Source organism: Alsobacter sp. R-9 (genome assembly GCF_054612375.1).
In genome coordinates, this window is record NZ_JBTSWJ010000009.1 from 123179 (window position 1) to 136331 (window position 13153).

A 13153-nucleotide genomic window follows, 5' to 3' on the forward strand; every position below is an offset into this window, starting at 1 on the left:
TCCGCTGGCAGGCCGGGCCCGGACCCGTCATAAAGGACGCCACGCGTCCGGGTTCAAGGCCCGCGTCACGCCCCGCCGACGAGGAAAGCCCGCCCGCATGCCCAAGCCCGGCCCGAACAAGCCAGCCCCGTCCAAGCCGGACCGCCGGCGTCCCGACGCGCGGCCCCGCCCGCCGGGCGCCCGCGACACGGCCGGGATGCCGGCCCGGCGGCTGGCGGCGGAGGCCTTCGCCGCGGTCACGGAGGACGGGCTGGCGCTCGACGACACGCTCGACCGGCTCATCGCCTCGCCGCAGGGGCAGGCGCTGGAGGACCGCGACCGGGCGCTGGCGCGAGCCATCGCGACGGTGGCCGTGCGCCGGTTCGGCACCATCCGGCGCGCCCTCCTCGACCGGCTGGCGACGGGGCTGCCCGAGCAGGGCGGGACGCTGCCGCAGGTCCTCGCGACCGCCGCGGCGCAGTTGCTGTTCATGGACGTGCCGGACCACGCCGCCGTCGACACCGCCGTGCGGCTGCTGCAGCAGGACCGCCACGGCCAGCGCTACACCAAGCTGGCCAACGGGCTCCTGCGGCGCATCGGGCGGGAGCGGGACGCGATCCTCGCGGCGCAGGACCCGCTGATGCTCGACACGCCCGCCTGGCTGCGGCGCCGCTGGATCGCCGCCTATGGCGAGGCCGTCGCGGCCCGCATCGCTGCGGCGCACATGCACGAGGCGGCGGTCGACCTGTCGGTGAAGACCGATGCCGCCGCATGGGCGGAGCGGCTCGACGCCCGCCTGCTCCCGGGCGGATCGCTGCGGCTGCGCCCGCGCACGCCGGTGCAGGACCTGCCGGGCTTCGCCGAGGGCGCGTGGTGGGTGCAGGACGCCGCGGCGGCGCTGCCGGCCCGCCTGCTGCGGCCGTCGCCGGGCGAGCGGATCCTCGATCTCTGCGCCGCGCCGGGCGGCAAGACGGCCCAGCTCGCCGCCGCCGGTGCCCAGGTGACGGCCGTCGACCGCTCCGAGCCGCGCATGCGGCGGCTGGTGGGCAACCTCAACCGCCTCGGTCTCGCGGTGGAGACCCGCGTCGCCGACGCGCAGGACCTGCCGTCGGGGGATTCCGACGCCGTCCTGCTCGACGCGCCGTGCTCGGCGACCGGCACGCTGCGGCGCCACCCGGACGTGGCGTGGACGAAGTCCGACGAGGACGTCGCCCGGCTCGCCGGGCTTCAGGCCAGGCTGCTGGCCCACGCCGTCGACCTCGTGCGGCCGGGCGGGCGGATCGTCTACTGCACCTGCTCCCTGGAGCCGGAGGAGGGCGAGGCGCAGGTGGCGGCGCTGCTGGCCCGCGACGACAGGGTGAAGCGCGACCCGATTTCGCCTGACGAGCTGCCCGGCCTCGCCGAGGCGGTGACGGCGGAGGGCGACCTTCGCACCCTGCCCTTCCACCTGCCGGACGACGATCCGCGGCAATCGGGCCTCGACGGCTTCTTCGCCAGCCGTCTCGTCCGGGTGCGGTAAACGTCCGTTAACCATAAGGGGCCAGTGTCGGCCCTGCCGTCGCGCGGTCGCGCGGGGCAGGGGCCGGTGGACTGTGAGGGCTGATTGACGGGTCGGGCGATCGGGGATCGCTGGCGCATCGCGGGTCTCGTGACGCGCCATGCCGCGCGTCGCGCCCTGCGGCTCGCGACCGCGCCCGTTCGCGTCCTCCTGCCGGGCCCCCGCGGCGGCTCGCCCGACCGGCTCGTCATCGCCCCGCAGGACCTGCGCACGACGGACCCCACCGTCGCCAACGACATCTATGCCGGCTATTTCGCCTTCGCGGGCAAGGTTGTCCCCGTCAGCGGCATCTCGCCGTTCCGGGTGCCGCCGCCCTCGGAGGCGTGGAGCGAGGCCCTGATGGGCTTCGGCTGGCTTCGCCACCTGCGCGCCGCCGACTCGGCCCTGGCCCGCGCCAATGCCCGGGCCCTCGTCGACGACTGGATCAGCGAGGCCGGCCGCAGCGCGACCGGGCCGGCATGGCGGCCCGAGGTGGTGTCGCGCCGGCTGATCTCGTGGCTCACCCAGTCCCCCCTGATCCTCGAGGGTGCCGACCGGACCTTCTACCGGCGGTTCCTGAAGTCGCTCGGCCGGCAGACCGTGTGGCTCGCCCGGACGACGGGCGACATGCCGGATGCCGAGGCGAAGCTCTTCGCGGCCATCGCGCTCGCCTACGTCGCCTTGTGCACGCAGGCCTCCGTCTCGCAGTTCCGCCGCGCGTCCCGCCTCCTCGGCGAACAGCTCGACCGCCAGATCCTCCCTGATGGCGGGCATGTGGGGCGCAACCCGCAGACGCTCGTCGACCTGCTGACGGACCTCCTGCCGCTGCGGCAGGCCTATGCCAGCCAAGGCATCGAGCCGCCGCGCGGCATGCTCAATGCCATCGACCGGATGATGCCGGCGCTGCGGCTGTTCCGGCACGGCGACGGGTCGCTCGCGCTGTTCAACGGCATGAGCGTGTCGCCGCCCGACCGGTTGGCGACGCTGCTTGCCTATACCGACGCCCGCGTGCAGCCGATCGAGAACGCCCCGCATTCCGGCTACCAGCGGCTGCAGGCTCGCCGGGCGGTCGTCGTCCTCGACGCGGGCCCGCCGCCACCCCCCGTCCACTCGGACCGGGCGCATGCGGGGTGCCTGTCCTTCGAGTTCTCCGACGGCACGTCGCGCATCGTCGTGAACTGCGGCGCGCCGCCGCCGGGCGCGGAGCCGTGGCGGGCGCTGGCGCGCGCCACGGCGGCGCATTCGACGGTGACCATCGCGGACACGTCCTCCTGCCGCTTCGTCGACCTGCAGAACCGAGGCGGCCTCGGCACGCCGATCATCGCCGGCCCCGGCCGGGTGACCATGGAGCGCGAGGTCCAGCGCGGGCCGGCGGGTCCCGGCCCCGGCGTCGTCGCCACCCATGACGGCTACGAGCCGGCCTTCGGGGTCGTGCACCAGCGCCGCCTCGTGCTGGAGGCCGACGGCCGGCGGCTCCTCGGCGAGGACCGGCTGATCGTGACCCACCAGGGCAGGGGCGTCGACGACACCTATGCCGTGCGCTTCCACCTGCATCCGTCCGTCCGGGCGTCGCGGGCGGCTGACGGCGTGTCGGTCTATCTCGACCTGCCCGACGGGCGGACGTGGATCTTCCGGGCGGGCGGCCTGCCGACGGTGCTGGAGGAGAGCATCTTCTTCGCCACGCCCGACGGGGCGCGGGCCACCGAGCAGATCGTCGTCGCCGGCGGCTTCCGTGCCCAGGAGGCCGTGTCCTGGAGCTTCGAGCGCGAGGACGCGGGCCGTCCGGACGAGGATCCCGACGCGCCCGTGCCGCAGGACTGATCCGCCCTTCGCCTCGGTTTCCCGCCCCGCGCGATCGTGCTAAGCGCGCGTCACCGCCGGGACCGCCGTCCCGGCCCTCGGCGACAGGCGGGTGATCCCATGGCCAGCGACCTCCGGCGCGTCAACCGCGCGCTCCTCTCCGTGTCGGACAAGACGGGCCTCGTCGACTTCGCCCGCGCCCTCCACCAGGCCGGGGTCGAGCTCGTCTCCACCGGCGGCACGCGCAAGACGATCGCCGACGCGGGGCTGCCGGTGCTGGACGTGTCCGACCTCACCGGGTTTCCCGAGATGATGGACGGGCGGGTCAAGACCCTGCACCCCAAGGTGCACGGCGGCCTCCTCGCCATCCGTGAGAACCCCGAGCACGAAGCGGCCATGCTGGCGCACGGCATCGGCCCCATCGACCTGCTGGTGGTGAACCTCTACCCCTTCGAGGCGACGGTGGCCGCCGGCAAGCGCTTCGACGACTGCATCGAGAACATCGACATCGGCGGGCCGGCCATGATCCGCGCCGCCGCCAAGAACCACGCCGACGTCGCTGTCCTGGTCGACGCGGCCGACTACGCCAAGGTGCTGGCCGAGATCGCCGAGACGGGCGGCTCCACGTCGCTGGTCACCCGCCGCCGGCTCGCGGCCAAGGCCTATTCGCGCACGGCCGCCTACGACGCGGCCATCTCGAACTGGTTCCTCGGCCAGCTCGGCGACACCACGCCGACCTGGCGGGCCGTCGGCGGCACGCTGGCCGAGCCGATGCGCTACGGCGAGAACCCGCACCAGTGGGCGGGCTTCTACCGCACGGCCGAGAGCCGGCCCGGCGTCGCGACGGCGCGGCAGCTGCAGGGCAAGCAGCTCTCCTACAACAACATCAACGACACCGACGCCGCCTTCGAGTGCGTGGCCGAGTTCGACCCGGCCGCCGGGGCGGCCGTCGCCATCATCAAGCACGCCAACCCCTGCGGCGTGGCGACCGGCGAGACGCTGGCCGAGGCCTACGCGAAGGCGCTGCGCTGCGACCCGGTGTCGGCCTTCGGCGGGATCGTCGCCCTCAACCGGCGGCTCGACGCCGAGGCGGCGCGGGCCATCGTCGAGATCTTCACCGAGGTGATCATCGCGCCGGAGGCGGACGAGGAGGCCGTGGCGATCGTGGCGGCCAAGAAGAACCTGCGCCTGCTCGTCACCGGCGGCCTGCCCGACCCGCGGGCAGAGGGCGTCGTGGTTCGCACGGTGGCCGGCGGGTTCCTCGCCCAGGCCCGCGACAACGCCGTCGTCGACGACATGGACCTGCGCGTCGTCACCCGGCGGCAGCCGAGCGAGCGGGAGCTCGCAGACCTTGCCTTCGCCTTCCGGGTGGCCAAGCACGTCAAGTCGAACGCCATCGTCTACGCGAAGGACGGCGCGACGGTCGGCATCGGCGCGGGCCAGATGAGCCGGGTCGACAGTTCCCGCATCGCGGCGTGGAAGGCGGGCGAGGCGGCGAGGGCGGCCGGCCTCGCGGAGAGCCTCGCCAAGGGCTCGGTGGTCGCCTCCGACGCCTTCTTCCCCTTCGCCGACGGCCTCCTCGCCGCCGCCGAGGCCGGCGCCACGGCGGTGATCCAGCCGGGCGGCTCGATGCGCGACGACGAGGTCATCAAGGCGGCCGACGAGGCCGGGCTCGCCATGGTCTTCACCGGCCACCGGCATTTCCGGCACTGAGGCGGGCCGGGAGCCGGCGGGAAACGGCCGGCCCCCCGGGTCGCCGCGGCGTCGAGCCGCAGGCCGCGCAATTTTGTGAGGCGGACCCGTACCCAAGCCTGCCCGATTTGCTCTAAAGAATGACGCCATGTGGCGCTACGCGAACCCCACCGTCTTCCTCGGCATCGCCGGCCGGCTGATTCCCATCCTCTCCGTGCTCGCCGGGCTCCTGGCCGCGGTGGGGCTGTGGAAGGTCTTCTTCGTCGCCCCGCCGGACTACCAGCAGGGCGAGACGGTGAAGATCATGTACATCCACGTGCCGTCGGCGTGGCTGGCCATGGGCTGCTACACGCTGATGGCGCTGTCCTCGATCGGGACCCTCGTCTGGCGCCACCCCCTGGCGGATGTCTCGGCCAAGGCGGCGGCCCCGCTCGGGGCGGCCTTCACGGCCCTGTGCCTCCTCACCGGCTCGCTCTGGGGCAAGCCGATGTGGGGCACGTGGTGGGTGTGGGACGCCCGCCTCACCTCGGTGCTGGTGCTCTTCCTCATGTATTGCGGCGTCATGGCGCTGTGGAACGCCATCGAGGATCCGACCCGCGCCGGCCGTTCCGTCGCGATCCTGACGCTGGTGGGCTTCGTCAACATCCCGATCGTCAAGTTCTCGGTCGACTGGTGGAACACGCTGCACCAGCCGGCGAGCGTGATCCGCCTCGACGGGCCGACGATCGACCCCTCGATGCTGTGGCCGCTGCTGGTCATGGCCGTGGCGGCGACGCTGCTGTTCGTGGCGCTGCACCTTGCCGGGATGCGCAACGAGATCCTGCGGCGGCGCGTTCGCACGCTGGGGCTGCTGGCCGCGTCGCAGGGCGACGTGCCCGCGCCCGCCGTGGCGGAGGCGGCGCGCTGATGCTCGGCCTCGGACCCCATGGCGGCTTCATCGTCGCCTCCTACGTCGCCGCGGTGCTCGTCATCGGCGGCCTGATCCTGCGCGCCGTGCTCGACTACCGGGCGCAGAAGGCCGCGCTGGCGGCGCTGGAGGAGCGTGGCGCGCGGCGCCGCTCCGAGCGCGGCAGGGAGGGCGCGGCGTGACGGCCTCTCCCGACAGCGCCCGCCAAGGGGCTTCGCCGGAGGCCGCAGCCCCGGCCCGCCGGCGCTGGATGCTGCTGCTGCCGCTCGCCGTCTTCGGCGCCCTGGCGGCGCTGTTCCTGGTCCGGCTCGGCGCCGGCGACCCGTCCAAGCTGCCTTCCACGCTGATCGGCCGGCCGGTGCCGACGTTCACGCTGCCGCCGCTGGAGGGCCTGAGCGCCGACGGAAAGCCCGTGCCCGGGCTCTCGGCGGCCGACCTGAAGGGCGGCGTCACGGTCGTCAACGTCTGGGCGTCATGGTGCGCGCCCTGCCGGGACGAGCACCCGCTGCTCATCGAGCTCGCCAAGACGCCGGGCATCCGCGTCGTCGGCATCAACTACAAGGACCAGCCGGAGAACGCCCGCCGCTTCCTCGGCGCGCTGGGCAACCCGTTCGCGGCGGTGGGCGTCGACACGAACGGGCGTGCCGCCATCGACTGGGGTGTCTACGGCGTGCCGGAGAGCTTCATCGTCGCCCCGGACGGCACCATCGCCTACAAGCACGTCGGCCCGCTGTCGCCGGCCTCCCTCGAGGGGCCGTTCAAGGCGGCGCTGCAGGCCGCGGCGGCGCGCAAGGCGCCCTGACGGACACGCGAGCCGTCAGGCCGCCGTCTCGTCCTTCTCCTCGTGCCGCAGGATCAGCGGCGTCTGGGCCAGCGCGAAGACCAGCGTCAGCGGCATGATGGCGAACACCTTGAAGTTCACCCACACGTCGGTGGACTGGGTGCGCCAGACGATCTCGTTGAGCGCGGCCAGCACGAAGAAGAAGATCGCCCAGCGCAGCGTCAGGATGCGCCAGCCCTCGTGCGTCAGCTTGAAGACGCTGTCGAGCACCAGCGGCAGCAGCGGCCGCCCGAAGGCGAGCCCGCCCAGCAGCACGGCGCCGAACAGGCTGTTCACGATGGTCGGCTTCAGCTTGATGAAGTGGTCGTCCTGAAGCCACAGCGTCAGCCCGCCGAAGATCAGCACCACCACTGCCGACACCATCGGCATGACCGGCAGATGGCGGGTGAGGACCCATGACACGGCCAGCGAGGCCAGCACCGCGACCATGAAGAGCGCGGTGGCGGGAAAGATGCCCGCCCGCTGGTTGGCGATGAAGAACACCACCAGGGGTCCGATCTCCAGCGCCAGCTTCAGCAGGGGATTGAGGCTGCGGATCGCCGGGCCCTCGAGCACGCCGTCGCCGGGGCCCGCCTTGTCGTCCGTTTTCTGGATCTCGGTCATCGGCCCTGTTTCGACTGCGGTCGGTTGCGTCATCCGTTCTAGACGATGCCGCCGCGCGATGGAACGCGGATGCCGCCGCCCTCAGGCGTCGAGGCCGGCGATGGCGCGGGCGAAGTCGGCCGCCGCGAAGGGCTCGAGGTCGTCGATGCCCTCGCCCACGCCGATGAAGTGCACCGGCAGGCCGAACTTCGCCGCCAGCGCCACGAGGATGCCGCCGCGGGCGGTTCCGTCGAGCTTGGTCATCACGAGGCCGGTGACGCCGGCCGTCCGGCCGAAGATCTCGACCTGCGAGATCGCGTTCTGCCCGACCGTGGCGTCGAGGACCAGCAGCACGGCGTGCGGGGCCGTCGCGTCCACCTTGCGGATGACGCGGACGACCTTCTCCAGCTCCGCCATCAGCTCCGTGCGGTTCTGCAGGCGGCCGGCGGTGTCGACCAGCAGGACGTCGGTGCCGGTTTCCTTCGCCTGCGTCAGCGCGTCGAAGGCGAGGCCGGCGGCGTCGGCGCCCTGCGGGCGGGTGACGACGGGGCAGCCCGTGCGCTCGCCCCAGACCTTCAGCTGCTCGATGGCGGCAGCGCGGAAGGTGTCGCCCGCGGCCAGCATCACGGAGCGGCCCTCGGCGCGAAGCTTGGAGGCGAGCTTGCCGATGGTGGTCGTCTTGCCCGAGCCGTTGACGCCCACCATCAGGATGACGAAGGGCTTCGTCGCGGCGTCGATCTTCAGCGGCAGGGCGACGGGGGCGAGGGCCTTCTCCACCTCGGCGGCGAGCACGGCCTTCACCTCGTCCGGCGTCACGTCCTTGCCGTAGCGGCCCTTGCCGACCGCCTGAACAATGCGCGAGGCGACGTCGACGCCGAGGTCCGCCTGCACGAGGATGTCCTCGAGATCCTCGAGCGTGTCCTCGTCCAGCTTGCGCTTGGTGAAGAGGTCGGTGATCCCGGTGCCGATGGCGCCGGAGGAGCGCGACAGGCCCTGCCGCAGCCGCTGCCACCACGACAGCCGCTCCGCCGGGGGCGGCGCCGCTTCGGACCGCGCGGGGTCGGCCTTGGGCGTGTCGCGGCCGAAGAGGCGGGAGAGGAGGCCGGGCTTCTTGTCGTCGTCGCTCATGGGCTTCCGATAGCGGTTTCGGGCGGCGACAGGAAGGCGCTTTGCGTCGCGAGGGGTGCTACAGGAGAAGCCCGGCCACCGGACCCGCCAGGACCTTCGCCGCCAGGACATTCGCCGCCAAGACCTGCCCCGCCAAGACCTGCCCCGCTATGACGCACCCCGACACGCCCGTCCCCGATCTCGCCGCCCGCCTGCTGCACCGCGACGGGCTGATGCTGATCCTCGACAAGCCGGCCGGCATCCCCGTGCACAAGGGGCCGAAGGCGGCGGCGGGCGACGTCAACCTCGAGCAGTTCTTCGGCCAGCTGACCTTCGGGCTGCCGCGCCCGCCGGCGCTGGCGCACCGCCTCGACAAGGACACCTCGGGCTGCCTCGTGCTCGGCCGCCACCGCAAGGCGCTGGAGGCCCTGGGGCAGCTCTTCAAGCAGGGCAAGGTGCAGAAGACCTACTGGGCTGTGGTCGAGGGTGCCGTGGAGGGCGAGGGCGGCCTCATCGACCGGCCGCTCGGCCGCCGCGACGCCACGCGCGGCTGGTGGATGAAGGTCGACGACGACGGGCAGGACGCCCGCACCCGCTGGCAGGTGATGGGGCGCTCCGCGGAAGGGTGGCCCGTGGGGAGGCCATTGACCTGGCTCGCGCTGGAGCCGCTCACCGGCCGCACGCACCAGCTGCGCGTGCACTGTGCGTCGATGGGCTGGCCGATCCTCGGCGACACGGTCTACGGCACCGCGCCGCGCCACGGCGGGCCGATGCTCCACCTCCACGCCCGGGAGGTGACGGTGCCGCTGTCGAAGACCAGGCCGCCGGTCCACGCCGTCGCGCCGGTGCCCGCCCACATGCGGGAACGCCTCACCGCCTGCGGCTGGGACGGGCAGGAGCCCGCGCCGCCGGCTTCCGCCGACTAGGCGCCGTCAGGCCGCCGCCTTCAGCTCGCGGCCGTCGTGGCCGCCGATGGTGACGGCGACGATGCGCCCCGGCTCGACCGGGGCGGCGAGGCGCACCGGCGTGAAGCCTTCCGTCCGCGCCACGTCGGCGGTCTCGACGAGGACGCGGTGGCGGCGGCCGACCTGTGCGGAAAGATGGGCGGCGAGCGCTGCCTCGCCGGCGGCGCGCAGGCGCCGGGCGCGCTCGCGGATCGTCTCGCGCGCCACCTGCGGCATCTTGGCGGCCGGCGTGCCCGGGCGGGGCGAATACGGGAACACGTGCAGGTGGGTGAGGCCGCACTCGGCGACGAGGTCGATCGAGCGGGCGAACATCTCCTCCGTCTCCGTCGGGAAGCCGGCGATGATGTCGGCGCCGAACACGACGTCGGGCCGCAGCCGGCGCACCTCGTCGCAGAAGGCGATGGCCTGGCCGCGCAGGTGCCGCCGCTTCATCCGCTTCAGGATCAGGTCGTCGCCGGCCTGCAGCGAGAGGTGCAGGTGCGGCATCAGCCGCGGCTCGCTCGCCAGCGCGTCGAGGAGGTCCGGGTCGGCCTCGATCGAGTCGATCGACGAGATCCGCAGCCGCGGCAGCGACGGCACGTGCCGCAGCACCGCCTTGACCAGCGTTCCGAGCCGCGGCGCCCCCGGCAGGTCGGCGCCCCAGCTGGTGATGTCCACGCCGGTGAGCACCACCTCGGCGTAGCCGTTGTCGACGAGCCGGGAGACCTGGTCCACGACGGCGCCCATGGGCACCGAGCGCGAGTTCCCGCGGCCGTAGGGGATGATGCAGAAGGTGCAGCGGTGGTCGCAGCCGTTCTGCACCTGCACGAAGGCGCGGGTACGGCCCTCGAACCCGTCGAGCAGGTGCGGCGCCGTCTCGCGCACCGCCATGATGTCGGAGACGCGGACCTTCTCGCCCAGGCCGGACGGGTCGGCCAGCGCCGCCCAGGTGGCGCGTTCGGTCTTGCCGGCGTTGCCGACGACGTGGTCGACCTCCGCCATCTCGGCGAAGCGCTCGGGCTCCACCTGCGCCGCGCAGCCGGTGACGACGATGCGCACGCCCGGCTGCTCGCGCTTCAGCCGGCGGATCGCCTGCCGCGCCTGCCGCGTCGCCTCGGCCGTCACCGCGCAGGTGTTGACGATGACGAGGCCGTCATGGCCCGCCGCCGCCGCCTCGCGGCGCATGGCCTCGGATTCGACGGTGTTCAGCCGGCAGCCGAAGGTGAGGACGTCGACGCCCATTCACGCCGCTCCGGCGAAGACCGCGGGCTCGAGGCGCCCCTCGTGCTCGAGCTCGACCGGGCCGGTCATCAGCACGTGGCCGTCGCTTTCGCGCCAGTCGATGTGCAGGTCGCCGCCTGGGAGGGAAACGCGCACGCGCCGGCCGGTGAGGCCCTTTCGCGCCGCCGCGACCGCCGCGGCGCAGGCCGCGGAGCCGCAGGCGCGGGTCAGGCCGGCACCGCGCTCCCACACGCGCAGGATCATCGAATCCGGTCCCGTCACCTGCGCCAGCGAGATGTTGGCGCGCTCGGGGAAGATCGGATGGTGCTCGAGGACCGGGCCGATGCGCCCGAGGTCGTGGGCCAGCGCGTCCTTCACCCAGAAGATCGCATGCGGGTTGCCCATGTTGACGACGGAGGGCGTGTGCAGCACGGGCGCATCGATGGGCCCGACCTGCAGCTCGATTCCGGTCGTGTCCTCGAACGGCTCGGCCAGCGGGATCTCGTCCCAGCGCAGCCGGGGCGCGCCCATGTCGACCGTGAACGTCCAGTCGCCCTCGCGCGTCGCCTGCAGCAGGCCGGCGCGGGTCTCCAGCAGCAGGGCGCGGCGCTCCGTGCCCTCCGTGAGGGCCCATGCGACGCAGCGCGTGCCGTTGCCGCAGGCGCCGGATTCAGAGCCATCGGTGTTGTAGATGAGCATGAAGGCGTCGGTGCCCGCCGTCCGCGGGTCGTGCAGCACCATCAGCTGGTCGAAATGCGAGCCCGGGGCGCGGGCGATGGCGCGTGCCTCCGCCGCGGTCACCGCCAGCGCGGTGCCCCGGAGGTCGAGGACGACGATCTCGTTGCCGAGGCCGTTCATCTTCAGGAACGGCCGGCCGGCCAGCGGGCTCATGGCATGCACTCCGCGGAGCCATCCCGCGGCCCCGATGCGGCGCTCCTATAACCCCTGCGCGCGCCGGAGACGAGTCGCGCGTGGGAAGCGCTCGACCGCGCCATGCCGGAAACCTTAGACTCGGCCAGACGTTTGCTGCGAATCGCAGGTGCCGCCCCGCAGCGCCGTCACGCAACCGAAAGGCCGTCGCCATGACGAACATCCGCCATCTCCTCTGCGCCGGCCTCGTCGCGGCCGCGACGGCGGCGCCCGTTCTGGCCCAGACGGTGCCGCCAGCCGCCCCGGTGCAGAGCCAGCCGCTGCCGCCGCTGCCGTCGGCACCCACGGCGCCGTCCGCCCCATCCGCCCCTGCTGCTCCCGCCCCGGCTGCTCCCGCGCCCGCCTCGCCCGCTCCCGCCTCGCCGGTCGGCCCTTCCGCCTCGCCTGTCGTGCCTCCGTCGGGCGGGCTCGCCACGCTGGCACCGCCGCCGGCCGACCCGTCGGTGCCGGACGAGGTCCAGCTCACGCCGCGTCCGTCCACCACGATGCAGGGCCAGTCGAGCTGGGACGACGGCTACGAGACGCTGACGAAGACCTTCGAGACCCTGAAGTCCGAGACGGCGAAGGCGGGCATCCGGGCGACGGGCCTGCCGCTCGCGACCTTCGTCGAGACCGACGACATGGGTTTCCGCTTCGAGGCGCAGATCCCGGTCGAGTCGGTGCCGGCGACGCGGCCGCCCGGACTCGCGCCGGGCGTCAACTTCGGCCAGACGCCGGGCGGGCGGGCGATCCGCTTCACCCACCGCTCGCCCTACGACGACATCGACTCCACCTACGAGGCGATCTCGGCGTATCTCGATTCGAAGGGGATCGAGGTGAAGGAGGCCTTCACCGAGGAGTACGTCAATCCCGGCGCCAACGCCGGAGACCCGGCGCTCGAGATCTACATCTACGTCCAGCCGAAGTGATTCCCGTCCCGTGAGCGAATCCCCCGTCTCCGGGCGCCCGCGCCCGTCCCTGCCGCGTCCGCCCCGGGCCGTCCTGTTCGACCTCGACGGCACGCTGACGGATCCCAAGCCCGGCATCACGGGCTGCGTCCGCCACGCGCTGCTGACCATGGGCCTGCCGGCGCCCGACGCCGACGACCTCCACTGGGTGATCGGCCCGCCCCTGCGCCAGAGCTTCGTGGCGCTGACGGGGTCGGAGGCGCTGGCCGACGAGGCCGTGCGGCACTACCGGGAGCGCTACGGTGTGACCGGGCTGTTCGAGAACGCGGTCATCCCGGGCATACCGGAGCTGGTCGACTCCCTCGTCGCCGAGGGCATCCCGCTCTACGTCGCCACCTCGAAGCCATGGCCGTTCGCCCGGCGCATCCTCGAGCACTTCGGCCTCGACGGCGCCTTCCGGGCGATCCACGGCTCCGAGTTCGACGGCACGCGGGCCGACAAGCGCGACCTGCTGCGGCACGTGGTGGCGGTCGAGCGGCTCGATCCCGCCGGCGCCGTCATGATCGGCGATCGCGAGCACGACGTCATCGGCGCCGACGTCTCGGGCATCGCCACCATCGGCGTGCGCTGGGGCTACGGCTCCGACCAGGAACTGCTCGACGCCGGCGCCGCCGCCCTCGTCGACCATCCCGACGAGATCGCGCGCCTGCTCCTTCCGGGCTGAGG

13 protein-coding genes are annotated in these 13153 nt (G+C 73.3%); 9 read left to right on the forward strand and 4 right to left on the reverse strand.

Translation table 11 applies throughout. From position 1 onward, the window contains the following. Nucleotides 1–97: 97 nt before the first annotated feature. The 6 genes from ACX9GQ_RS15630 (at nucleotide 98) to ACX9GQ_RS15655 (ending at nucleotide 6717) form a co-directional block, all read left to right on the forward strand. Nucleotides 98–1498: an RsmB/NOP family class I SAM-dependent RNA methyltransferase gene (locus tag ACX9GQ_RS15630; RefSeq protein WP_459630488.1), complete on the forward strand. Its 1401-nt coding sequence runs from the start codon at nucleotides 98–100 to the stop codon at nucleotides 1496–1498. 84 nt (nucleotides 1499–1582) lie between these two features. Continuing rightward, nucleotides 1583–3337 carry a heparinase II/III family protein gene (locus tag ACX9GQ_RS15635; RefSeq protein WP_459630489.1) on the forward strand — a complete coding sequence of 585 codons (1755 nt, stop codon included), beginning with the start codon at nucleotides 1583–1585 and terminating at the stop codon, nucleotides 3335–3337. A gap of 99 nt (nucleotides 3338–3436) precedes the next feature. Next, nucleotides 3437–5029, forward strand: a complete 1593-nt coding sequence (gene purH, locus ACX9GQ_RS15640) for a bifunctional phosphoribosylaminoimidazolecarboxamide formyltransferase/IMP cyclohydrolase (RefSeq protein WP_459630490.1) — start codon at nucleotides 3437–3439, stop codon at nucleotides 5027–5029. Nucleotides 5030–5156: 127 nt separating this feature from the next. Next, nucleotides 5157–5915 carry a heme ABC transporter permease gene (locus tag ACX9GQ_RS15645; protein WP_459630491.1) on the forward strand — a complete coding sequence of 253 codons (759 nt, stop codon included), beginning with the start codon at nucleotides 5157–5159 and terminating at the stop codon, nucleotides 5913–5915. Beyond that, nucleotides 5915–6097 (forward strand): heme exporter protein CcmD, encoded by a 183-nt coding sequence (ccmD, locus tag ACX9GQ_RS15650; RefSeq protein WP_459630492.1) that lies wholly within the window; start codon nucleotides 5915–5917, stop codon nucleotides 6095–6097. Before ACX9GQ_RS15645 ends, ccmD begins: the two co-directional genes overlap by 1 nt. A 68-nt stretch (nucleotides 6098–6165) precedes the next feature. Continuing rightward, nucleotides 6166–6717 (forward strand): DsbE family thiol:disulfide interchange protein, encoded by a 552-nt coding sequence (locus ACX9GQ_RS15655; RefSeq protein WP_459630603.1) that lies wholly within the window; start codon nucleotides 6166–6168, stop codon nucleotides 6715–6717. Nucleotides 6718–6732: 15 nt separating this feature from the next. Here ACX9GQ_RS15655 and ACX9GQ_RS15660 read toward each other — a convergent pair whose 3' ends face one another. After that, a complete protein-coding gene (locus tag ACX9GQ_RS15660) occupies nucleotides 6733–7359 on the reverse strand; it encodes a septation protein A (protein ID WP_459630493.1) in 627 nt (208 codons plus the stop codon). 81 nt (nucleotides 7360–7440) lie between these two features. Continuing rightward, nucleotides 7441–8466: a signal recognition particle-docking protein FtsY gene (gene ftsY, locus ACX9GQ_RS15665; RefSeq protein WP_459630494.1), complete on the reverse strand. Its 1026-nt coding sequence runs from the start codon at nucleotides 8464–8466 to the stop codon at nucleotides 7441–7443. Between the two features lie 149 nt (nucleotides 8467–8615). Between ftsY and ACX9GQ_RS15670 the strand changes: the two genes are divergently transcribed. Next, nucleotides 8616–9371 (forward strand): RluA family pseudouridine synthase, encoded by a 756-nt coding sequence (locus ACX9GQ_RS15670; RefSeq protein ID WP_459630495.1) that lies wholly within the window; start codon nucleotides 8616–8618, stop codon nucleotides 9369–9371. Nucleotides 9372–9377: 6 nt separating this feature from the next. Here the strand turns inward: ACX9GQ_RS15670 and mtaB are convergent, their stop codons facing one another. Continuing rightward, the gene (gene mtaB / locus ACX9GQ_RS15675; RefSeq protein WP_459630496.1) at nucleotides 9378–10631 is read right to left on the reverse strand and encodes a tRNA (N(6)-L-threonylcarbamoyladenosine(37)-C(2))-methylthiotransferase MtaB; all 1254 of its coding nucleotides are present in this window, start codon (nucleotides 10629–10631) and stop codon (nucleotides 9378–9380) included. After that, nucleotides 10632–11501 carry a diaminopimelate epimerase gene (gene dapF, locus ACX9GQ_RS15680; RefSeq protein WP_459630497.1) on the reverse strand — a complete coding sequence of 290 codons (870 nt, stop codon included), beginning with the start codon at nucleotides 11499–11501 and terminating at the stop codon, nucleotides 10632–10634. Between the two features lie 191 nt (nucleotides 11502–11692). Between dapF and ACX9GQ_RS15685 the strand changes: the two genes are divergently transcribed. Both ACX9GQ_RS15685 and ACX9GQ_RS15690 read left to right on the forward strand, forming a co-directional pair. Continuing rightward, nucleotides 11693–12448 (forward strand): GyrI-like domain-containing protein, encoded by a 756-nt coding sequence (locus ACX9GQ_RS15685; protein WP_459630498.1) that lies wholly within the window; start codon nucleotides 11693–11695, stop codon nucleotides 12446–12448. Nucleotides 12449–12458: 10 nt separating this feature from the next. Then, a complete protein-coding gene (locus ACX9GQ_RS15690; RefSeq protein WP_459630499.1) occupies nucleotides 12459–13151 on the forward strand; it encodes an HAD family hydrolase in 693 nt (230 codons plus the stop codon). Nucleotides 13152–13153 lie beyond the last annotated feature (2 nt).

Coding starts and splice junctions, on each gene's coding strand:
- ACX9GQ_RS15630 (WP_459630488.1), top strand. CDS start 98: ATGCCCAAGCCCGGCCCGAACAAGCCAGCCCCGTCCAAGCCGGACCGC.
- ccmD (WP_459630492.1), top strand. CDS start 5,915: ATGCTCGGCCTCGGACCCCATGGCGGCTTCATCGTCGCCTCCTACGTC.
- ACX9GQ_RS15685 (WP_459630498.1), top strand. CDS start 11,693: ATGACGAACATCCGCCATCTCCTCTGCGCCGGCCTCGTCGCGGCCGCG.
- ACX9GQ_RS15670 (WP_459630495.1), top strand. CDS start 8,616: ATGACGCACCCCGACACGCCCGTCCCCGATCTCGCCGCCCGCCTGCTG.
- ACX9GQ_RS15645 (WP_459630491.1), top strand. CDS start 5,157: ATGTGGCGCTACGCGAACCCCACCGTCTTCCTCGGCATCGCCGGCCGG.
- ftsY (WP_459630494.1), bottom strand. CDS start 8,466: ATGAGCGACGACGACAAGAAGCCCGGCCTCCTCTCCCGCCTCTTCGGC.
- purH (WP_459630490.1), top strand. CDS start 3,437: ATGGCCAGCGACCTCCGGCGCGTCAACCGCGCGCTCCTCTCCGTGTCG.
- mtaB (WP_459630496.1), bottom strand. CDS start 10,631: ATGGGCGTCGACGTCCTCACCTTCGGCTGCCGGCTGAACACCGTCGAA.
- dapF (WP_459630497.1), bottom strand. CDS start 11,501: ATGAGCCCGCTGGCCGGCCGGCCGTTCCTGAAGATGAACGGCCTCGGC.
- ACX9GQ_RS15655 (WP_459630603.1), top strand. CDS start 6,166: ATGCTGCTGCTGCCGCTCGCCGTCTTCGGCGCCCTGGCGGCGCTGTTC.
- ACX9GQ_RS15660 (WP_459630493.1), bottom strand. CDS start 7,359: ATGACCGAGATCCAGAAAACGGACGACAAGGCGGGCCCCGGCGACGGC.